Origin of the sequence: Sphingomonas aerolata, from assembly GCF_003046295.1 — a bacterium.
Lineage (GTDB): Bacteria > Pseudomonadota > Alphaproteobacteria > Sphingomonadales > Sphingomonadaceae > Sphingomonas > Sphingomonas aerolata.
This window is the reverse complement of the sequence record NZ_PZZN01000001.1, coordinates 595,488-615,013: the sequence shown is the minus strand read 5'-3', so window position 1 is coordinate 615,013 and position 19,526 is coordinate 595,488. Positions and strand designations below refer to the sequence as shown.

The window sequence follows — 19,526 nt, the reverse complement described above, 5'->3', positions numbered from 1 at the left end:
TATCCGGGGTTTTCCCGGGGGGCGACATCGCCGGCGGCCCGTCCCAAGGGCTGCCGGCCGCGGGGCGCGCTAGAAGCCGACGCGAAGCGAGACGTCGACCGCGCGGGGACGGCCGAGGACCCATTGATGGTTATTGTACGTGCTGATCGCGTAGTTGCGGTCGAACAGGTTGTAGCCGTGGATGTCGACCGCGAGCCGTGGCGTCACTGCATAGGAGAGCGTTGCATCGACCATGGTGTAGCTGGGGACGCGGAAGCTGTTCGCATTGTCTGAATAGCGTCGTCCAACGTAGCGCAGCCCGGCGCGTGCTTGGAGCGCACGCGTCGCGTTCCAGCGCAGCCAGAGATTGGCGAGCGTCTCGGGCACGTCCGGCGGGGTATTGCCGTCAAAGCGCGTGTCGCTGGAGACGAAGTCGTCGAACGTCGCGTCGAGCACGCTGCCGTTCGCATCGATCCCGACACCGTAAGGCAGATCGAGCGATACCGCGGCCTCGATACCCCTGGCCGATCGCTGGCCTACCTGCTCGACCGGGCTCGTCGGGGTCAGCTGCGCCAGCAGGCGCTTCTTGACGATGCGGTAGGCGGCGAGGGTGGCGGTGCCGCGACCGTCGAGGAACACCGCCTTGGCGCCGACCTCGACCTGGTCGCCGACCGCGTTGCTGAACTGCACCTGCCCGGTCGAATAGGTCGTCAGCGTCCCCAGCGGGTCCACGCCGGTGGCATATTGCGCATAGAGCGACACCGTCGTGATCGGCTGATAGACGCTCCCGACCCGCCAGGTCAGATTGTGCAGTTGCTTGGCGAGCACGAACGTCTCGGTGCCGGTGCCGCCCGGATAGTCGATCGACCAGCGGCGGATCGTGTCGCGCTCGAAGCGGACGCCACCGACGATCGAGACGTGCGTGCCGAGCTTAAGCCGGTCCTCGGCAAAGACCGCATATTCGTTGGTGCGTGTGCGATAGCGCGGTGCGATGCCTTGCGTGTCGATGATCAGACCGGGATCGAACGCGAAGGGATCGACGTCCGAAACCTGGGGATCAGACCCGAAATTGTGCGAATAGGTCAGTTTGATGAGGTTGACGTCGAAGCCCATGACAAGGTCGTTGCCGACGCCATCGGCGATGCCCGTTCTGAACGTCACGCTCCCCTGATCGCCCCATTGCGTCTGGTCGTGGACGATGCCGGTCATGTCGGTGCGCAGGATGCCGCCCGGAGTGCCGGTGTTGCCGCTGCCGTTGGCGCAGACGCCGTCCGCGGCGATCCAGCAATAGGTTTCGAGATTGAGCCAGGAGCGTTTGGAGGTGAGGCGATAGGCCTGGTTGCTGACGGTGACCGCATCGCTCGGCGTCCAGTCGACCTGCAGGCTGGTGCGGTTGTCGCGGTAGCGGATGACGCCGTCGCGTGTGTTGTAGTTGCGTTCCCGGATGCGGTCGTCGAGCCGACCGTCGATCAGCGGCGTGCCGAAATAGCGCATCGGCTTCTGGTCGCCATAATCGTCCCGCGCGGTGACGACGAGCGTGTCGGTCGGTGCCCAGCGCAGCGTGCCCGACACGGCATGGCTGCGCGACTGGCCGCGATCGACATAGCCGTCCGATCGGCGATAGCTGCCGTCTATGCGGTAGGAGAGGCGCTCGGTGATCGGCCCCCCTGCGCCTGCCGCGAGATGGAAGCTGTCCTGCGACCCATAGCCGATCTCGCCCTCCACATGCGTCCGCTGCGTATCGGGTTTGCGCATCAGGACATTCACCGCACCGCCCAGTGCGCCCTGGCCGTAGAGCACCGAGGCTGGGCCGTTCAGGATGTCGATCCGCTCGACCATCCACGGATCGTTCGGAAAGGTGATCGTGCCGGCAGCCGGGAACAGCCTGATGCCGTCGATCAGCTGGAGTACGGAGCCCTGACCGCTGAACCCCCGCGCGGCGAGTGCGGTGCCGCCATTGCCGGGATTGCCCGCGTTGCTGATGCCCGGTGCGCGGCTCGTCGCGTCGATTACCGACAGGTCGCCGCGCGCGCGGATCGTGGCGCCGTCGATGACCGAGAGCGTCGCGGGAGTCTCGAGCGGCGTGAGCCCCAGGCGGCTGCCGGTCGCATTCGGCGTGGTGAGCGTATCCTGGGCATGTTGTCCGACGATCAGGATGTCCTTGGTATCGGGATCCGGCACGGACTGGGCGTGGACTTGTGCTGCGAAGACAGGCGACAGAATAGCCCCCGCGAGCGCGAGGCGAGACAACAGGAACGGCATTACGGTAATCCCCCGGGCGTCTAGCGAACCCGGCAGGGACCTCCCGCGAACGGCCGACATCCGCGCCAGCCGGACGCGATTGCGACCGGCACGCATGCCCGTGCGGTCCCCACCGCACACGTCGTCGCTCGACGGAGTACCGTGCCGCGGCCACCCCCTGGGCCAGGCAAGAGCGACCAGACGCCGGCAGGTCTCCTGGCTCACGGGTCATCACACGATGCACGGCCTTCCCAGGCCCTCATGACGAAACGTCTGGCCCAGTGGCTGCTCCTTCCTTTGCAGGAAGAAGCGAAATGCATCGCGCTCGCCGCTTACAGTTGCAGGGACAGCCTCGGCTTCAGGTGGCGAACCACCCTCACCGCGTTCCCTATTAAGCCCTTTCGGGGCACCGACGCGATCATGCCGCCCTGCTCGGATCGAACAGGTCAGCGGCGCCGGTCTATCCCGGTCAGGATCGTTCGGCAATCGTCCGGCGAGCACGGCGATGGCGGCTCGATCGTCCCGCTCGATTGCTGTGATCCAGAAGCTCCGTTTGGCGCGATGCGCGTCCTCGATCAGGAGGCGGCGGTGCCGCACGCTCTGTGCGGGGATGCCACGCTGATGGCATGCAGGATTAAGGGATCGAGATGAAGAACGTGAAGAGCCGTCAGGCCGTGACGGCGATGCTGCTGGCTGCGACATCGGCTGGTGCCATGATTCAGCCGGTTGCCGCGCAGACGGTGGCGCCGGCCGAGACGCAGGCGGAAACCCGCATGACGACCGCGGCGGCACCGTCCAGCGCCGGCAAGCCCGCGCTGGCGCAGGCCGGGGTTGCCGGCACCGTCGAAGCCAAGGGTGATTCAGCCAGTGTCGCCGCGCCGCAGATGACCCGCGACAATGGTGCGCCGATCGGCGAGAACCGCCACTCGAAGGCGGCGGGCGATCTTGGCCCCGTCCTGCTCGAGGACACGACGCTGATCGAGAAGCTCGCACGCTTCGACCGGGAGCGCGTGCCCGAGCGCGTCGTCCATGCCCGCGGGACCGGTGCCCACGGCGTGTTCACCGCGACCGCGGACATTTCGAGCATCACCGGTGCATCGCTGTTCATGCCCGGCAAGCAGACGCCGGTGTTCGTCCGCTTCTCGACCGTGATCCACCCCTCGGGCAGCCCCGAGGGCATGCGGGATCCGCGCGGCTTTGCGACCAAATTCTACACCGATCAGGGCAATTGGGATCTGGTCGGCAACAACCTGCCGATCTTCTTCATCCGCGACGCGATCCAGTTTCCGGACATGATCCACGCGCTCAAGCCCTCGCCGGTGACGAACAAGCAGGACCCCAATCGCTTCTTCGACTTCTTCTCGGCTACGCCCGAGGCGACCAACATGCTCGCGCATGTCTATTCGAACCTCGGTACGCCGGCATCCTACCGGACGATGGACGGCAACGGCGTCCATGCCTTCAAGCTGGTGAATGCCAAGGGCGAAACAATGTTCGCCAAGTTCCGCTGGATCAGCCGCCAGGGCGTGCGCAACCTGAACGGCGCGCAGGTCGCGACCGCGACCTGGAACTACCTGACCGACGATCTTTATGGCGAGATCGGCAAGGGCAACTTCCCCGTCTGGGACCTGATGGTGCAGACGATGTCGGCGTCGGCGTTCGCCAAGCTCGACTATAATCCGTTCGACGACACCAAGGAATGGCTGGGCGTGCCGTTCCGCAAGATCGGCGAGATGAAGCTCAACAAGGTGCCGACCAACTTCTTCGACTATACCGAGCAGTCGGCGTTCGCACCGGCCAACCTCGTGCCGGGGATCGAGGCTTCGCCGGACCGGATGCTGCAGGGGCGGCTGTTCTCCTATTCGGACACGCAGCGCTATCGCATCGGCGCCAATGCGATGCAGTTGCCGGTCAATCGTCCGCTCGCGAGCGTCGTCAACAATTACCAGGACGGCCAGCTCGACCATAGCAACCGCGCGTCCGACGTGAATTATTTCCCGGCGGCGACCGCGGCAAAGTCGACCGATGCCCGCTTTCGCGCCGCGCCCTATGGTATCGACGCGACCGTCGACGCGAAGCCGATCGCCAAGACCAACAACTTCGCCCAGGCGGGCGAATTCTACCGGGCGCTCAAGCTGCAGGACAAGGCGGATCTGGTGACCAACCTGGCGGGTGATCTCAATGTCGTGACGTCGGCGCGGACGAAGACGATCATGGTCAGCTACTTCTACCAGGCGGACAAGGACTTCGGCACGCGCCTGGCAACCGCGGTGAACGTGCCGATCGCCGACGTGACGCGCGCGGTGGCGGACTATCGCGCCGCCAACCCGGGCCAGAGCGGCCGCTGATCCCGGGGCAGGAGGCGCGGCATGGCGCGCGCCTCCTGCCGTGGCAGACTTCAAGGAAACGAGACCGACGATGCTGACTTATCTTGCCGCGCTGCTCGCCGCGGCCGGTTCACAGGCCGCTCCGACCGAGCGACAGATGCCCCCTGCGGTCGCGGCCTTGCCATCACCCGAACGTCGCCAGCAGCTGCTGTTCGAGGCGGCCCGGCTCGGCCGCACGGACATGATCGATCCGCTGCTCAAGGCCGGCGCCGACATCAATGCCTATGACGAGCGCGGTTTCACGCCCGTGATCCTGGCGGCGTATAACGGACAGCTTGCTACGGTCGACGCGCTGATCGGCAAGGGCGCCGACGCCTGCCGTCCGGATCGCGACCAGGGCAACAGCGCGCAGATGGGTGTCGCGTTCAAGGGCGAGGATGTGATCGCGGCGCGGCTGCTCAAGGCGGGGTGCGACGTGAACGCGCGCAATCATGCCGGGCAGACTGCGCTGATGATGGCATCGCTGTTCAATCGCCGGGCACAGGTCGACCTGCTGCTGGCGGCGGGTGCGGACCGGACGATCCAGGATGCGGCGGGACGATCGGCAGGTTCGGTCGCGGCAGGCCAAGGCAACGCCGCGATGGCGGAACGCGTCAAGCGCTGACGCGACCTTGCTCGGGTGTTGCGCGCGCCACAGCGGGCCGTGTCGCTACCGTTCCGCATTGACGCGGCGCGGCATCCGGGGCCATCGCGTTGGCCATGACCAAGAGCAAGGGACGCACCGGCGCACACGCGCGCGCCAATATCCAGCCTGCGCCGACAGCCGCCGAGCTCGACGCAGCCAAGCACGAGGCCGTCCAGATCGAGGGGCGGCTCGCCGGCCTCGCGGCCGGGCATCCGTCGGTGAAGATCTGGAAGGCCCGCCTCCGGGCCGCTCAGGCGGTGATCGCTCGCGCGCCGCGCGACTGAGACGCGCATAGAGGTGCGGCCGGGTCTGGATCACGACGCACTGACGATCACGATCACACCGTCAGCAGATGTCAGTCCCGGGATTTACTCCGACAAGTGAAGCCGATAGCCTGTGTCTAAAGACGTGGTTGGGAGAGTGACATGGGTTGGACGCGTCGCGGTGCGCTAGGCGCAGGGATTGCGCTGGGGGCGGTGCCGCCATTCGCCTTGCCGGCGGCGGGTGCACCCTCGGCGGCGACCCCCTTTCCGCTGTCGCAGGTGCGGTTGCGGCCGTCGATCTTCCTGACGTCGGTGCAGGCGAACCAGCGCTATCTGCTGTCACTCGATGCGAACCGTCTGCTGCACAATTTCCATGCCGGGGCAGGGTTGCCGACCAAGGGCGAAGTCTATGGCGGATGGGAGTCGCGCGGGATCGCCGGGCATTCGCTCGGCCATTATCTCAGCGCGCTGTCCCTGATCTATGCGCAGACGGGGGACCAGCAATTCCGTGACCGCGCGGCCTATATCGTCGCCGAACTCAAGGCGATCCAGCGGAAGCAGGGGGATGGCTATGCCGGCGGGACGACCGTCGAGCGCGACGGCAAGACCGTCGATGGCAAGGTCGTGTACGAAGAACTGCGCAAGCGGGAGATCCGGTCGACCGGGTTCAGCCTGAACGAAGGGTGGGTGCCGCTGTACACTTATCACAAGGTGATGGCGGGCGTGCTCGACGCGCACCGGCATGCCGGGCTTGCAGAGGGTCTGGCCGTGGCGATCGGGCTCGGGACCTATCTCGGCACGATCCTGGAAGGACTGAGCGACGTCCAGGTGCAGGACATCCTGCGGACCGAGCATGGCGGGCTGACCGAATCCTATGCCGAGCTGTACACGCGGACCGGCAATCGCCGCTGGCTGACGCTTGCCGAACGACTGCGGCATCACGCGATCGTCGACCCGCTCAGGGACGCGCGCGACGACCTCGCGGGGCATCATGCCAACACCCAGATCCCGAAGATCGTGGGGGAGGCGCGGCTGCATGAGCTGACCGGCGATACCGATCATGCCAGGGTCGCGCGGTCATTCTGGACGATCGTGACGCGCGACCACAGCTATGTCATCGGCGGCAATTCGGACCATGAGCATTTCGGCGAGCCGCGCAAGCTTGCCCAGCGGCTCGACCAGCAGACGTGCGAGGCGTGCAACAGCTACAACATGCTGCGCCTGACCCGGCATCTCTATGGCTGGACCGGTGATGCGCGCTATTTCGACTTTTACGAACGCGCGCATCTCAACCACATCATGAGCCAGCAGCACCCCGATACGGGGATGTTCACTTATTTCACCGCGCTGGCGCCGGGCATGGGGCGCGTGCATTCGAGCCCGACCGAGGATTTCTGGTGCTGTGTCGGGTCGGGCATGGAAAGCCATTCGAAGCACGGCGAGAGCATTTACTGGAAGCGCGGCGATGCGGTTGCGATCAACCTCTATTATGCCTCCACGCTGGATGCCCCCGAGGCGAAGCTCGACATCGATACGCAATTCCCGCTCGGCGATACGGTGCGGATCGCGGTCAGGACGGCGCCACGGACGCTGGCGCTCCGCGTGCCCGGCTGGTGCACCGCCCCGCTGTTGCAGGTGAACGGCAGAACGGCCGGCGTGCGCGACGGCGCGTATCTGCTGCTGACCGGGCTCAAGGCGGGCGACCAGATCGCCTTGTCGCTGCCCATGCCGGTGCGCGTCGAAGCGATGCCCGACGATCCAAGGCTGGTCGCGTTCCTCAGCGGCCCGCTGGTCCTGGCGGCCGATATGGGCGCGGGGGACGGTCGGTCCGAAGGGCCGGACCCCGCGCTCGTCACCGACCGGGCGGAACCCGTGCTGGCGGCGGCAGGCGGGTTGCACCGGTATCGACTGGGCGGGCAGGGCAAGCCGGGCGACCTGACGCTGCGACCGTTTTTTGCGCAGCATGACAACCGCACCGCGGTCTATTTCCGCCGGTTCGGTACCGCCGAGTGGCCGACTGCGCAGCTCGCCTGGGCGCGTGCGTCGCAGGAGCGGGCGGCACTGGCTGCGCGGACGGTCGATGTGATCCGGCTGGGCGAGCAGCAACCCGAGGTCGACCACGCGTTCGCCGACAGCGGCAACTCGGCGGCGGTGTCGCATGTCGCCGACCGCAGCCGCAACGTGAACATCGGATATTTCGAATTCGACCTGGCGGTCGCGCCGGGGCCGCTGACGCTGCAGGTCGAATATGGCGGCGGGCAGCGCAACAAGGATTTTCGGATCTCGGTCGACGGCACGCCGTTGGCGCGCGAGCAGCTCACGGGTGACGTCACCGCCGCCCGCAACATCCGGACCTATACGCTGCCGCCCGAAACCACGCGCGGCAAATCGAAAATCCGCGTCCGCTTCGACTCCGACACATGGCAGGGGGTCGAGGTCTATACGGTGCGGACGATGCGATCCGAGACGATCTGACCGATACGCCGGTCGATAGGCCCCGGGGGATTTCAGGCTGGTCGGTTAGGCCCGGGAGCGGTATCGCGCCGTCCCGCGGATCGTCGATCGGAGACGTCATGAAGGTTGCGATCATTGGTGCAGGAATTGCCGGCCTCAGCTGTGCCCTGCGCCTCCAGCAGGCCGGATATACGGTGACGCTGTTCGACAAGGGACGCGGGGCGGGTGGTCGGATGGCGACGCGGCGGGTCGAGACGCCCGGCGGCACGATCGCGTTCGACCATGGTGCGCAATATCTGACGATGCGCGACCCGGATTTCGTGGCGGCGATGCAGGGCTGGGCGGCGGCGGGCGTCGTCGCGCGCTGGCCCGCGGCGGGGCCCGATGCCTGGGTCGGGACGCCGGGGATGAGCGCGATCGTCGGGCATCTTGCGGCGCAGACGGACGTCCGCTGGAACACCCACGTTACCGCGCTCCGTAAGACGGCGACGGGGTGGCAGCTCGATCCGGGCGACGCGGCGCTGTTCGACAGCGTCGTCGTCGCGATCCCTGCGGAACAGGCGGCGGGGCTGCTCGCACCGCATGACGCGGCGATGGCGCGCGTCGCAGCGGACAGCCGGTCGGCGCCGTGCTGGACGGCGATGTTCGCGTTCGAGACGCCGCTCGCTATTTTTGACGACGTGCTGAAGGATCGCGGCATCATCGGCTGGGCCGCGCGCAACAGCGCGAAACCGGGACGCGATGGTCCGGAGGCGTGGGTCGTCCAGGCGACGCCAGACTGGTCTCGCGATCATCTGGAAGACGCGGCGGAGACTGTGGTCGACCAGCTACAGGCGGCGCTCGCTGCGCAGTGTGCCGACGCGCTGCCCGCGCCGATCGTCCGTGTCGGGCATCGCTGGCGCTATGCGCGCGCCGCGGCAGGTGAGTCCGGCTGTCTGTGGAATGCGGGCGAACGGATCGGGGCGGCGGGCGACTGGCTGCTGGCGCCGCGGATCGAGAGCGGCTGGTTATCTGGCCGACGCCTTGCCGAGCAGATGCTGGCAGACGCGTAACGACGGATCCCGGCGCCGCGCCCGGTCGTCACGCGGACCACGCATCGACGCGATAGGGCCATGGTCCGGCGCATGAAAATTGCCGCGAACCTTTGCGTGGCAGGCATTATCGGTTAACGGGGCCGCATGGCCACCCGTCCGCAGACCCTCTACGAAAAGATCTGGGCATCGCACGTCGTCGAACGGCGCGACGATGGCACCTGCTTGATCTATATCGATCGCCACCTCGTTCACGAGGTGACCAGCCCACAGGCATTCGAAGGCCTGCGCGTCGCCGGACGGCGGGTGCGGCGGCCCGATCTGACGCTGGCGGTGCCCGACCATAATCTGCCGACGACCGCACGCGTCGACGCCGCGGGTGTGCCGCTGCCGATCGCCGATCCCGAAAGCGCGCAGCAGCTCGACGCGCTGCGTCGCAACACGACCGAGTTCGGGATCGACTATATTGACGCGACCGCGGTGCAGCAGGGGATCGTGCATGTGGTGGGGCCCGAGCTCGGCTTCACGCTGCCCGGCTCGACGCTGGTATGCGGCGACAGCCACACCTCGGCGCATGGTGCGCTCGGCGCGCTCGCCTTCGGGATCGGCACCAGCGAGGTCGAGCATGTTCTCGCTACGCAGACTTTGTTGCTGAGCCAGTCGAAGACGATGGAGGTCCGCGTCGACGGCACGCTGGGCTTCGGCGTCAGCCCCAAGGACGTGATCCTCGCGATCGTCGGGCGGCTCGGTGCTGCGGGCGGGACCGGTCATGTGATCGAATATACCGGCGACGTGATCCGCGCGATGTCGATCGAGGGGCGGCTGACTGTCGCCAACATGTCGATCGAGGCGGGTGCGCGGGCCGGCCTCGTCGCGCCGGACGAGACGACCTTCGCCTATATCAAGGGCCGGCCGATGGCGCCGAGTGGCGAGGCGTGGGAGCGCGCGCTGGCCTGGTGGCGGACGCTGCCGAGCGATGCGGCGGCGACCTATGACAAGACGGTCGTGTTGCAGGCGAGCGATATCGCGCCGGGCCTGACCTGGGGCACCAGTCCCGAGGACGTCGTGCCGATCACCGGTCATGTCCCCGACCCGATGAGCTTTGCCGACCCCGCCAAGCAGGCGGCGGCGCGCAAGTCGCTCGACTATATGGGGCTGACGCCGGGTACCGCGATGCAGGACGTCGCGATCCAGCATGTCTTTATCGGCAGCTGCACGAACAGCCGGATCGAGGATCTGCGCGCCGCCGCGGCGATCGCGAACGGCCGACGGGTCGCCGATGGTGTCCGCGCGCTGGTGGTCCCCGGATCCGGCCTTGTGAAGCGTCAGGCTGAGGCCGAGGGGCTCGATCGGATCTTCACCGGCGCAGGCTTCGAATGGCGCGAGCCAGGCTGCTCGATGTGCCTGGCGATGAATCCCGACAAGGTGCCGCCGGGCGAGCGTTGCGCCTCGACGAGCAACCGCAATTTCGTCGGGCGGCAGGGGCCGGGTGCGCGCACGCATCTCGTCTCGCCCGCGATGGCGGCCGCGGCCGCGGTCACGGGCCGGCTGAGCGACGTGCGCGACCTGATGGGACAAGAGTTATGAAGCGTGTGATGATGCTGTTGATGGCCGGTGCCGTGATGAGTGGCGTTGCAGCCTATATGGCGGCGGCGCGGACGCTGCCGGGCACCGGACGCGTTGCCCCGGCCGAGACCGGCCCGCGATGAATCCGGTTTCGACGGTTTCGGGGCGCGCCTATCCCTGGGGGGCGAAGAACGTCGATACCGACGTGATCATCCCAGCGCACTGGCTGAAGACGATCACGCGGACGGGGCTGGGGCGCGGCGCGTTCGAGACGGTCCGTGCGCAGCCGGACAATGTGTTTGACGATCCGCGCTATGCCGGCGCGCCGATCCTGATCGCGGGCGACAATTTCGGCTGCGGGTCGAGCCGCGAGCATGCCGCCTGGGCGCTCGCCGACATGGGCATCGCTGCGGTGATCGCGCCGAGCTTCTCGGACATCTTCTCTGGTAACGCGTTCAAGAACGGCATCATCGCCGTCGTCCTGCCGCAGGATGCGATCGACCGGCTGATCGAGGTGGCGCGGACCGACAGCGTGACGATCGACCTCGAATCGATGACCGTTACCACGCCGTTCCAGGACCGCTTCGTCTTCGAACTCGACGCGTTTCGCCGGCAATGCCTGATCGAGGGGCTGGACGAGGTTGGGCTGACACTGGCAAGAGATACCGCGATTTCGAAATTCGAGGAGGCGGTGGCTGAACATCGCCCCTTTCTGGAGAGGGAAAGCGGTTATGCGGGCATTGCTGTCGAAGGCGTCGGGCGGACCTGAAACTCTGATATTGTCCGATCTGCCCGATCCGGTCGCCGCGCCGGGGCAGGTCGTGATCGCCGTCCAGGCCTGCGCGATCAACTTTCCCGACGTGCTGATCATCGAGGACAAATATCAGTTCAAGCCCGAACGCCCCTTTGCACCAGGCGGCGAAATCGCGGGTATCGTCGCCGAGGTCGGTGACGGGGTCGAGGGCTGGGCGGTCGGCGACCGGGCGATCGCGATGCTCGGTCATGGCGGACTGTCCGAAAAGGTCGTTGCCGACCCGGCCAAGCTCTACCGCCTGCCCGAGGGGCGCGACTTTGCCGAGGGCGCTTCGTTGATCCTCACCTATGGCACGACGATCCATGCCTTGCTCGACCGCGGGCATCTGAAAGCGGGGCAGACGTTGCTCGTGCTGGGCGCGGCGGGCGGTGTCGGGCTTGCGGCGATCGAGCTTGGCAAGGCGTTCGGTGCGCGGGTCGTTGCCGCGGTCTCCTCCGAGGAGAAGGCCGCCGCCGCGCGTGCGGCGGGTGCCGACGCGACAATCGTCTATGCCCGCGCCCCGTTCGACAAAAACCAGTCCAAGGCGCTGGCCGAGCAGTTCAAGGCTGCGGTCGGCAAGGCGGGTGCCGACGTGATCTACGATCCGGTCGGCGGGGACTATGCCGAGCCGGCGCTGCGCTCGATCGCCTGGGAAGGGCGGTATCTGGTGGTCGGTTTCCCCGCCGGTATCCCGCGGCTGCCGCTCAACCTGACGTTGCTCAAGAGCTGCGACGTGTGCGGTGTATTCTGGGGTGCGTTCGCTGCCCGTGACCCGAAGGCCAACCAGGCGCATATCGAAACGCTGTTCGAGCTGTGGCGCGACGGCAAGATCGCGCCGCGGGTGACCGAGCGGTTCGCGCTGGAGGACGGTGGCAAGGCGATCGCGAAGATGGCCGCACGCGCCGCGATCGGGAAGCTGGTCGTCGAACTCGGCTGATGAGGTCTCTCGCGCCGTGCCGGTTCAGAGCAGGCGCGAGATCGTCATGACGATCGCCATCCACAGGATCGCGGATGCGGCCGCACCGAGCGCCATGCCATGCGCGATCGAAGGGAAGCTACCGCGACCATGACCACCGGCACCGATCGGCGGCGTTGCGGGGTGCCGCGATACGGCGGTGTCGGACGGCGGCGAAATGCTCCTTGGATGGTGGCCAGTCATTCTACTCTCCATGCCCGTGCCCTGTGTCACGTGACTGTCTTATAGATGATGGATGTGCCGGCATTGTTCCAGAGCCGCACCAAATTATTGCGGAGCCGCGGACCGCTACCTATCTGCTAAGCTCGACACGCCGGAGGGAACACGTGCGCCATGACGACTTTTGACGATCGCGAGCGATCTTTCGAGGCAAAATTTGCCCGCGACGATGAACTCGCATTCCGTGTCACGGCGCGGCGCAATCGGTTGCTGGGGCAATGGGCCGCGGCCGAGATGCGGCTGACCCGCGAGGAGGGCGACGCCTATGCGACGGCCTTGGTTCACGCCGATCTCGAAGGCGGGGGCGACGACGATGTCGTACGCAAGCTGGTCGGCGACATGACTGCCGCGGGTCTCGACCATGACGAGGCGACGGTGCGCCGTGCGCTGGCGACGCAGATGATCGAGGCGCGTCGCCAATTGATGGAGGCCCAGTAATCCAATGCCGATGACCGCCGACGATATCCGCACGATGATTCGCGACGCCATTCCCGATGCCGAGGTCGAGATCACCGATCTGGCCGGGGACGGCGATCATTATGCTGCGCGCGTGACCAGCGCGAGTTTTGCCGGGCTGAGCCGGGTGAAGCAGCACAAGAGCGTTTACGACGCGCTGGGGGGCCGCATGGGCGGCGTCCTTCATGCGCTGCAACTGACCACCGTGATTGCATAAGGACGACGACATGACTGACGACACGCACGCGCGCATCGACGCGCTGGTGAAGGCCAACCCCGTGGTACTCTTCATGAAGGGCAGCCCGCTGTTCCCGCAATGCGGGTTTTCGAGCCGCGCGATCGCGATCCTCAACCATCTCGAGGTCGAGTTCGAGAGCGTCGACGTGCTGCAGGACCAGGGCATCCGGCAGGGCATCAAGGCCTATTCGGACTGGCCGACGATCCCGCAGCTCTATGTCGATGGCGAATTCCTCGGCGGATCGGACATCATGATGGAGATGTACGAGAGCGGCGAACTGAAGCAGGTCCTGGACGCGCAGAAGGCGGCAGGCTGAGTATTTGACGAGGCTCTGGATCGCGCGGGGGTATCTGGCCGCCGTGCGGTCGGGGCTTGCAGGGTGCCGGGTGAGGGTGGACCGGTGCGAGACCTGAATGACAGCGACCCGTCCACCCTGCATAAGCGCTGAACGCTCGGTAACGCATCAGACGGTGCAGACGATGTGCCAGTTCGTCCGAGTTGCGGACTTTCCCCGGTCTCGGTGGTTAATCGGCCGCAGCGCCGGCCGCTGATCGTAAAGAAGCCCGACACAGACGGTCATCGGCGTCGATCGCGCGACCGTAAGAAACTGACATTGACTACGACCGTAAACGAGCTGATTACAAGCGTAGTCAGTAAGGAGTGAGTCGTGGTCGAACGGATCAGTGATGCCGAGCACAGCGTCATGGAGGTGCTGTGGGACGAATCCCCGCTGAGCGCGCAGGATGTCGCCGAACGCGTCGACCCGGCGCGCGGCTGGAGTGCCAACACGGTCAAGACCCTGCTCGGGCGGCTGATCGCGAAATCGGCGATCACGCATGAGGAGGATGGCCGGCGCTATCTTTATCGTCCCACCGTCGCGCGTGGCGATTATGTGGCAGGCGAATCGCGGCGGCTGATGAACCGGCTGTTCGGCGGCAGGCTGACGCCGCTGGTCGCGCATCTTGCCGAACGCGACGAACTGACCGCGCAGGACATTGCCGAGATCGAGGCGTTGCTGAAGGATCTCAAGGCATGAGCGCGGGGCCCATCCTTTCCGGGGGGATCGGAGACGGCCCTGCCGCCGCCCTCCAATCGATCGATACGGCCGCGCTCGCGGGATGGGCGAGCGACGCGCTGATTGCATCGACGCTGCTGATGCTCGTCGTGCTGCTGGTCCGCGCGCCGGTGCGCCGCGCCTTCGGGGCGCAGGTCGCCTATGCGCTCTGGGCGCTGCCCGTGTTGCGGCTCGTGCTGCCGTCGATGCCAGAGACGTGGCACGCGGCGGCGACGCCCATTACGCGCGCTGGCGAGACGATCAGCGTCTATATGATCGCACCCGCTGCAACGGTCGCCACGACGGGGACAATGACGGCTGCGGCGGCACCCGATGTGATGGAACCGCCGTTCGGCGCGGTCCTTGCGGGACTGTTCGAAGGCGGGCTCGGCAGCGCGCTCGGTGCCGCATGGGCTGTCGGGGCGCTCGGGCTGCTCATCTGGCAGCTGCTCCAGCATCGACGGTTCTGCCGGCGGATGCTCGACAGCGCGGACCGGCTCGACGACCGCGACGGGGTGCGCGTGATCGCCACCGCGGCGGCGCCCGGTCCGCTCGCCTTCGGTCTCGTCCGCCGCTACGTCGCGTTTCCACGGGATTTCGCGGATCGCTATGACGCGGACGAGTGCGAATTGGCGCTCGCGCACGAGATTGGCCATCACCAGCGTGGCGACCTGTTCGCCAACTGGGTGGCACTGGTCGTGCTCGCGCTTCACTGGTTCAACCCGGTCGCCTGGCATGCGTTTCGCCGGTTCCGCGCGGACCAGGAGCTTGCCAACGACGCACGCGTGCTCGCGGGCCGGTCCGCGGTCGACCGCCACATCTATGCCTGCGCGATCGTCAAGGCGGCGCATGGCGGCGCGGTGTCGGCCGCGTGTCACCTCCACACCATCACCGATCTGAAAGGGAGATTGCGCATGTTGACGACTTCTCGGATTTCACGCGGCCGGATCGCGACGGGGGCGGCCTCGGTCGGCCTGCTGGTCGCGACGGGGCTGGCACTGACCGCTTCGGGCACCAAGGCCGCCACGGCGATCCGTGCCGGTGTCGAGGAACGCGTGGCGCCGGTCGCCCCGGCGGCGCCCCTGCCACCTCTGCCACCTCTGCCATCCATGCCAGTCTTGACCCCGGTCGCACCCGTAGCGCCCGCTGCGCCGCTTACCGCACGCCCCGCCGACGCGCGTCAGGTCACGACGATCGTCACGCGCGACGGCAAGACCGTCAGCACGCGGGTCATCCGTGCGAAGCCGGGCAGCACGATCGTCGCGTCGGGGATGGTACCCGAGGTGACCGAACGCACCTGCGTCGATGGCAAGGACGGGCCGGGCAAGCACTATGTGATCGACCGGACCGAAGGCGGCGTGCGCAAGATGGTCATCTGCACCAATCGCATCGAACAGGCCGCCGCCGACGCCGCCACCGCCGCGATCAACAGCCGCGAGATCGAGGCGAGCGCCTATGCCTCCGCACTCGCCAGTCTGAAGATCGCGCGGGCGTCGATCGAGAAGAACGCCGACATGACCGCTGCGCAACGCCGCGAGGCGCTTGCGGGTATCGACGAGGGTCTGGCCGAGGTTCAGGCCGACATGGCCAAGCGGGATTGAGCTGCATTCTGGGGTAGGTGGGGTGCCTGCGGCCCTGGATCCTGACTTTCGTCCTGATGACGGGATCGGGGTGGTATCACAGGGTCGGGCGGCGGGGTCTCGGGTTCGGGTCTTGCCATGCGCGCCGCCAGCCGCCATTTCGGGGGCATGGCTGAGCATCCGACCGGCATCCCGATCCAGCTCGAGCCGCTCGTCGTCCGCGTGCTCGCGCCGAACGCGTCGCCCTATACCTTCACTGGCACGCAGACGTATATCGTCGGAACGACCGCGCTGGCGGTGATCGATCCCGGGCCCGACGATCCCGCGCATCTCGATGCCTTGCTGCGCGTGATCGATGGCCGCCCCGTCGCCGCGATCGTCGTCACGCATCATCACCGCGACCATAGTCCGGCGACGCGCCCGTTGCAGGCCGCGACCGGCGCGCCGATCGTCGGCGCCGCCGCGTTCGCGCCCGGTGTCGCGGCCAATAGTTCGTTCGACGCGCTCTATGCACCCGATCGCGTGCTGGCGGACGGTGAGACGGTCGGCGCGGCGGGCTGGACGCTCGAGGCGATCGCGACGCCGGGGCATACGTCGAACCATCTTGCCTTCGCCCTGCGCGAGAGCGGGGCGCTGTTCTCGGGCGATCACGTCATGGGCTGGTCGACCAGCGTGGTCGTGCCGCCCGATGGCGACATGACCGACTATATGGCGAGCCTCGAGCGGCTGCTGGGTCGCGACGACCGGGTCTATTATCCGGGGCATGGCGAGGCGATCGAGCGGCCGCAGCGGCTGGTGCGCGGGATGCTCGGCCACCGCAAGCAGCGCGAGGGGCAGATCCTCCGTCTGCTGCGCGAGGCGCCGCGGGGTGTCGCGGCGCTGGTCGAGCGCATGTATGTCGGGCTCGATCCGCGGCTGGTGCCGGGCGCCGAGGGATCGGTGCTGGCGCATCTGTACGATCTGCGCGGTCGCGGGCTGGTCGGCGAGACGGAAGGGGATGGTGCATGGCGGATGGCGTGAACGAGGACAGCCGCGGCACGGCCACTGCGCGGCGTGGCGGGGTCGGGTCGTTCCTGGCCAAGGCGGCGGGGGTGCTGGTGCTGCTCGCGCTGGCCGCGCTGATCGCGCTGTGGGGCGTGCAGCGGTACGTGCAGAGCCGCCTGGCGCCCGACCCGACGACGATCGCGAGCGCCAGCCTGGAGGGGCTGCGCGAGCAGAATCGGCTGTCGACCTTTGCCGCGCGGTTCGTCGCGGTGGTGACGTCGCGCCAGTCGCAACTGGGCTTCACCACCGAGAAGACGCTGATCATGCCGGGAATGGTCCGCTACGAGGTCGATCTCGGCAAGCTGTCGCAGCGCGACGTCGCCTGGGATGCCGCGACGCGGACGCTCGCGGTGCGATTGCCGCCGGTCGAGGTGGAGGGGCCGCAGATCGACCTCAATGCGCTGCGCGAATATGGTTCGGGCGGCGTGCTGGCGACGCTGACCGATGCGGAGAAGCGGCTCGACACCGCCAACCGGCGCGCGGGCCAGATCGAGCTGGTCCGCCAGGCGCGCGAGCCCGCAATGATCCGGCTGGCGCGCGACGCGACGCGGCGTGCGGTCGAGCGGAGCTTTGCGATGCCGCTGCGCGCCGCAGGGGTGGATGCGACCGTCAGCGTGCGCTTCGCCGACGAAGCGCGGGCGTCAGCCGAGCGATGGGATACGTCGCGTTCGCTGCAGGACGTGCTAGGGAACCGCAACTAAACCGGGATACGACAATGGAACTCCACCAGAATTTTGCGGGCATCGACATTCGCGGCGAGATCGAGCGGCTCCGCAAGGAGAAGAACGCGATCATCCTCGCGCATTATTACCAGAAGCCCGAATTGCAGGACATTGCCGATTTCGTCGGCGACAGCCTCGACCTGTCGCGCAAGGCGGCGGCGACCGAGGCGGATGTCATCGCGTTCTGCGGCGTGCGGTTCATGGCGGAGACCGCCAAGATCCTGTCGCCCGACAAGATCGTCGTCCTGCCCGACATGGATGCCGGCTGCAGCCTCGAGGACAGCTGTCCCCCCGAACAGTTCGCCGCGTTTCGCGCGAAGCATCCCGATCACATCGCGCTGACGTACATCAACTGCTCGACCGAGGTGAAGGCGCTGTCCGACATCATCGTGACCTCGTCGTCGGCGGAGAAGATCCTGTCGCAGCTGCCCGCCGACCAGAAGATCATCTTCGGCCCGGACCGCAATCTCGGCGGCTATCTGGTCCGCAAGACCGGACGCGAAATGCTGTTGTGGCCGGGCGTGTGCATCGTCCACGAGGCGTTCAGCGAGAGCGAGCTGCTCAAGCTCAAGGCCGCCAATCCGGGCGCGCCGATCGTCGCGCATCCCGAATGCCCGCCGATCATCCTCGACCATGCCGATTATATCGGGTCGACGCGCGGCATCCTCGACTATGCGATCGCGATGCCCGGCGACACGCTGATCGTCGCGACCGAGCCGCACATCATCCACCAGATGGAAAAGGCGTTGCCGAACAAGCGCTTCATCGGCGCGCCGGGCGCGGACGGTAACTGCAACTGCAATATCTGCCCGTACATGGCGCTCAACACGATGGAGAAGCTGTACGTTGCGCTGCGCGATCTGTCGCCGCGGATCGAGATCGAGGAGGGGCTGCGGCTCCAGGCGAAGAAGAGCCTCGATGCGATGCTGGCGATGGCCTCGGGCACGGTCGGGATGGGCGATCTCGGCCCGGCGCAGACCAGCGGGACGCGTTCGTGAGCGCAGCGCTGGCGGGCTTCGACATCGATAGGTTCGTCGCTGCGACGCTGGCCGAGGATCTGGGCACGATCGGCGACATCACCTCTGCGGCGGTGATCCCCGCCGAGGCGCGCTTTGCCGGGGTGATGGACAGCCGCGACGCGATCACCGTCGCCGGTCTTGCCCTCGCCGATGCGTTCTTCCGCGCGCTCGATCCCGAGGTCCGGATCGAGCATCTCGTGGAGGACGGTCGGGCGGTCGCCGCGGGTACCGAGCTGATGCGGATCGAAGGCCGTGCGCGTGCGATGCTGACCGCCGAGCGATCCGCGCTGAACACGGTCCAGCACCTCTCGGGTGTGGCGACGATGACGCGGGCCTATGTCGACCGGATGCAGAGCACCGGCGCCATCCTGCTCGACACGCGCAAGACGATCCCCGGGCTGCGCGTGCTCGAAAAATACGCGACCCGCATGGGCGGTGCGCAGAACCACCGCATGGGGCTGTGGGATGCGGCGATGATCAAGGACAATCACGTCGCGGTCGCCGGCGACGTCGGCGAGGCGGTGCGCCGGGCGAGGGATGCGGGCATCGCGCAGATCATCGTCGAGGTCGACCATGTCGATCAGATCGAGCCCGCGCTCGCGGCGGGGGCGACGCACCTGCTGCTCGACAACATGCCGCCCGAGATTCTCCGCGGCGCGGTCGCGCTGGTCGATGGCCGCGTGCCAACCGAAGCATCGGGCGGCGTGTCGCTCGACACGATCCGGGCGATCGCCGAGAGCGGGGTCACCTATGTCTCGGTCGGACGGCTGACCCAGTCCGCGCCCGCCGCCGATATCGGGCTCGATTTCGCGACGCTTTAACTGGCGCGCGGGCAGAGACGCGGTATCGTGCCGCCACGACATGATCGCGAAGTGAACA

At 67.2% G+C, this 19,526-nt stretch carries 20 protein-coding genes and 1 riboswitch; of the genes, 18 read left to right on the top strand and 2 right to left on the bottom strand.

Features of this window, described 5'->3' with window-relative positions; all coding sequences use genetic code 11:
- Positions 1–69: 69 nt before the first annotated feature.
- Positions 70–2,160, bottom strand: a complete 2,091-nt coding sequence (locus C8J24_RS02950; RefSeq protein WP_244180370.1) for a TonB-dependent receptor — start codon at positions 2,158–2,160, stop codon at positions 70–72.
- Between the two features lie 249 nt (positions 2,161–2,409).
- A riboswitch (cobalamin riboswitch) is annotated at positions 2,410–2,649 on the bottom strand.
- Between the two features lie 218 nt (positions 2,650–2,867).
- Here C8J24_RS02950 and C8J24_RS02945 point away from each other — a divergent pair.
- The 9 genes from C8J24_RS02945 to C8J24_RS02910 all read left to right on the top strand — a co-directional run bounded on the left by C8J24_RS02945 (position 2,868) and on the right by C8J24_RS02910 (position 12,276).
- Positions 2,868–4,568, top strand: a complete 1,701-nt coding sequence (locus C8J24_RS02945) for a catalase (RefSeq protein ID WP_277352392.1) — start codon at positions 2,868–2,870, stop codon at positions 4,566–4,568.
- 70 nt (positions 4,569–4,638) lie between these two features.
- On the top strand, positions 4,639–5,211 hold the full coding sequence (locus C8J24_RS02940; protein WP_107930156.1) for an ankyrin repeat domain-containing protein: 573 nt from the start codon (positions 4,639–4,641) through the stop codon (positions 5,209–5,211).
- A gap of 95 nt (positions 5,212–5,306) precedes the next feature.
- Positions 5,307–5,516 (top strand): hypothetical protein, encoded by a 210-nt coding sequence (locus C8J24_RS02935; RefSeq protein ID WP_037527415.1) that lies wholly within the window; start codon positions 5,307–5,309, stop codon positions 5,514–5,516.
- A gap of 141 nt (positions 5,517–5,657) precedes the next feature.
- Positions 5,658–7,970, top strand: a complete 2,313-nt coding sequence (locus C8J24_RS02930) for a glycoside hydrolase family 127 protein (RefSeq protein WP_107930154.1) — start codon at positions 5,658–5,660, stop codon at positions 7,968–7,970.
- A 98-nt stretch (positions 7,971–8,068) separates the two neighbouring features.
- Entirely contained in the window at positions 8,069–9,001 is a 933-nt protein-coding gene (locus C8J24_RS02925) for an NAD(P)/FAD-dependent oxidoreductase (protein WP_107930152.1), read from the top strand.
- A 126-nt stretch (positions 9,002–9,127) separates the two neighbouring features.
- A complete protein-coding gene (leuC, locus tag C8J24_RS02920) occupies positions 9,128–10,567 on the top strand; it encodes a 3-isopropylmalate dehydratase large subunit (protein WP_107930150.1) in 1,440 nt (479 codons plus the stop codon).
- Entirely contained in the window at positions 10,564–10,689 is a 126-nt protein-coding gene (locus tag C8J24_RS17955) for a hypothetical protein (protein ID WP_261362615.1), read from the top strand. The genes leuC and C8J24_RS17955 overlap by 4 nt, the downstream gene beginning before the upstream one ends.
- Positions 10,686–11,315, top strand: coding sequence for a 3-isopropylmalate dehydratase small subunit (gene leuD / locus C8J24_RS02915; protein ID WP_107930148.1), 630 nt, complete (start codon positions 10,686–10,688; stop codon positions 11,313–11,315). The genes C8J24_RS17955 and leuD overlap by 4 nt, the downstream gene beginning before the upstream one ends.
- Positions 11,278–12,276, top strand: a complete 999-nt coding sequence (locus C8J24_RS02910; RefSeq protein WP_208620900.1) for an NADPH:quinone oxidoreductase family protein — start codon at positions 11,278–11,280, stop codon at positions 12,274–12,276. Before leuD ends, C8J24_RS02910 begins: the two co-directional genes overlap by 38 nt.
- Before the next feature lie 24 nt (positions 12,277–12,300).
- On the opposite strand, the gene C8J24_RS02905 is transcribed toward C8J24_RS02910, so the two are convergent.
- A complete protein-coding gene (locus tag C8J24_RS02905) occupies positions 12,301–12,498 on the bottom strand; it encodes a hypothetical protein (RefSeq protein ID WP_107930146.1) in 198 nt (65 codons plus the stop codon).
- 150 nt (positions 12,499–12,648) lie between these two features.
- Here C8J24_RS02905 and C8J24_RS02900 point away from each other — a divergent pair, with 150 nt between their 5' ends.
- From C8J24_RS02900 to nadC, 9 genes are all read left to right on the top strand, one after another.
- On the top strand, positions 12,649–12,972 hold the full coding sequence (locus C8J24_RS02900) for a DUF1476 domain-containing protein (protein WP_031395262.1): 324 nt from the start codon (positions 12,649–12,651) through the stop codon (positions 12,970–12,972).
- Positions 12,973–12,976: 4 nt separating this feature from the next.
- Positions 12,977–13,207: a BolA family protein gene (locus C8J24_RS02895; RefSeq protein WP_031395261.1), complete on the top strand. Its 231-nt coding sequence runs from the start codon at positions 12,977–12,979 to the stop codon at positions 13,205–13,207.
- 10 nt (positions 13,208–13,217) lie between these two features.
- Complete coding sequence (grxD, locus tag C8J24_RS02890; RefSeq protein WP_031395260.1) at positions 13,218–13,544, top strand: Grx4 family monothiol glutaredoxin; 327 nt, start codon at positions 13,218–13,220, stop codon at positions 13,542–13,544.
- A 351-nt stretch (positions 13,545–13,895) separates the two neighbouring features.
- Entirely contained in the window at positions 13,896–14,264 is a 369-nt protein-coding gene (locus tag C8J24_RS02885) for a BlaI/MecI/CopY family transcriptional regulator (protein WP_107930144.1), read from the top strand.
- On the top strand, positions 14,261–15,883 hold the full coding sequence (locus C8J24_RS02880; RefSeq protein ID WP_107930142.1) for a M56 family metallopeptidase: 1,623 nt from the start codon (positions 14,261–14,263) through the stop codon (positions 15,881–15,883). Before C8J24_RS02885 ends, C8J24_RS02880 begins: the two co-directional genes overlap by 4 nt.
- Positions 15,884–16,030: 147 nt before the next feature.
- Positions 16,031–16,882: an MBL fold metallo-hydrolase gene (locus C8J24_RS02875; RefSeq protein ID WP_107931418.1), complete on the top strand. Its 852-nt coding sequence runs from the start codon at positions 16,031–16,033 to the stop codon at positions 16,880–16,882.
- The gene (locus C8J24_RS02870; protein WP_107930139.1) at positions 16,867–17,607 is read left to right on the top strand and encodes a DUF4230 domain-containing protein; all 741 of its coding nucleotides are present in this window, start codon (positions 16,867–16,869) and stop codon (positions 17,605–17,607) included. The genes C8J24_RS02875 and C8J24_RS02870 overlap by 16 nt, the downstream gene beginning before the upstream one ends.
- Before the next feature lie 14 nt (positions 17,608–17,621).
- Positions 17,622–18,626 (top strand): quinolinate synthase NadA, encoded by a 1,005-nt coding sequence (gene nadA / locus C8J24_RS02865; protein ID WP_037527429.1) that lies wholly within the window; start codon positions 17,622–17,624, stop codon positions 18,624–18,626.
- Positions 18,623–19,468 (top strand): carboxylating nicotinate-nucleotide diphosphorylase, encoded by an 846-nt coding sequence (nadC, locus tag C8J24_RS02860; RefSeq protein WP_107930137.1) that lies wholly within the window; start codon positions 18,623–18,625, stop codon positions 19,466–19,468. Before nadA ends, nadC begins: the two co-directional genes overlap by 4 nt.
- Positions 19,469–19,526 lie beyond the last annotated feature (58 nt).

Excerpts from the sequence above, each read along its gene's own strand:
- C8J24_RS02945 (WP_277352392.1), top strand. The coding sequence starts at position 2,868 with ATGAAGAACGTGAAGAGCCGTCAGGCCGTGACGGCGATGCTGCTGGCT.
- C8J24_RS02940 (WP_107930156.1), top strand. The coding sequence starts at position 4,639 with ATGCTGACTTATCTTGCCGCGCTGCTCGCCGCGGCCGGTTCACAGGCC.
- C8J24_RS02935 (WP_037527415.1), top strand. The coding sequence starts at position 5,307 with ATGACCAAGAGCAAGGGACGCACCGGCGCACACGCGCGCGCCAATATC.
- C8J24_RS02930 (WP_107930154.1), top strand. The coding sequence starts at position 5,658 with ATGGGTTGGACGCGTCGCGGTGCGCTAGGCGCAGGGATTGCGCTGGGG.
- C8J24_RS02925 (WP_107930152.1), top strand. The coding sequence starts at position 8,069 with ATGAAGGTTGCGATCATTGGTGCAGGAATTGCCGGCCTCAGCTGTGCC.
- leuC (WP_107930150.1), top strand. The coding sequence starts at position 9,128 with ATGGCCACCCGTCCGCAGACCCTCTACGAAAAGATCTGGGCATCGCAC.
- C8J24_RS17955 (WP_261362615.1), top strand. The coding sequence starts at position 10,564 with ATGAAGCGTGTGATGATGCTGTTGATGGCCGGTGCCGTGATGAGTGGC.
- leuD (WP_107930148.1), top strand. The coding sequence starts at position 10,686 with ATGAATCCGGTTTCGACGGTTTCGGGGCGCGCCTATCCCTGGGGGGCG.
- C8J24_RS02910 (WP_208620900.1), top strand. The coding sequence starts at position 11,278 with ATGCGGGCATTGCTGTCGAAGGCGTCGGGCGGACCTGAAACTCTGATA.
- C8J24_RS02905 (WP_107930146.1), bottom strand. The coding sequence starts at position 12,498 with ATGACTGGCCACCATCCAAGGAGCATTTCGCCGCCGTCCGACACCGCC.
- C8J24_RS02900 (WP_031395262.1), top strand. The coding sequence starts at position 12,649 with ATGACGACTTTTGACGATCGCGAGCGATCTTTCGAGGCAAAATTTGCC.
- C8J24_RS02895 (WP_031395261.1), top strand. The coding sequence starts at position 12,977 with ATGCCGATGACCGCCGACGATATCCGCACGATGATTCGCGACGCCATT.
- grxD (WP_031395260.1), top strand. The coding sequence starts at position 13,218 with ATGACTGACGACACGCACGCGCGCATCGACGCGCTGGTGAAGGCCAAC.
- C8J24_RS02880 (WP_107930142.1), top strand. The coding sequence starts at position 14,261 with ATGAGCGCGGGGCCCATCCTTTCCGGGGGGATCGGAGACGGCCCTGCC.
- C8J24_RS02875 (WP_107931418.1), top strand. The coding sequence starts at position 16,031 with ATGGCTGAGCATCCGACCGGCATCCCGATCCAGCTCGAGCCGCTCGTC.
- C8J24_RS02870 (WP_107930139.1), top strand. The coding sequence starts at position 16,867 with ATGGCGGATGGCGTGAACGAGGACAGCCGCGGCACGGCCACTGCGCGG.
- nadA (WP_037527429.1), top strand. The coding sequence starts at position 17,622 with ATGGAACTCCACCAGAATTTTGCGGGCATCGACATTCGCGGCGAGATC.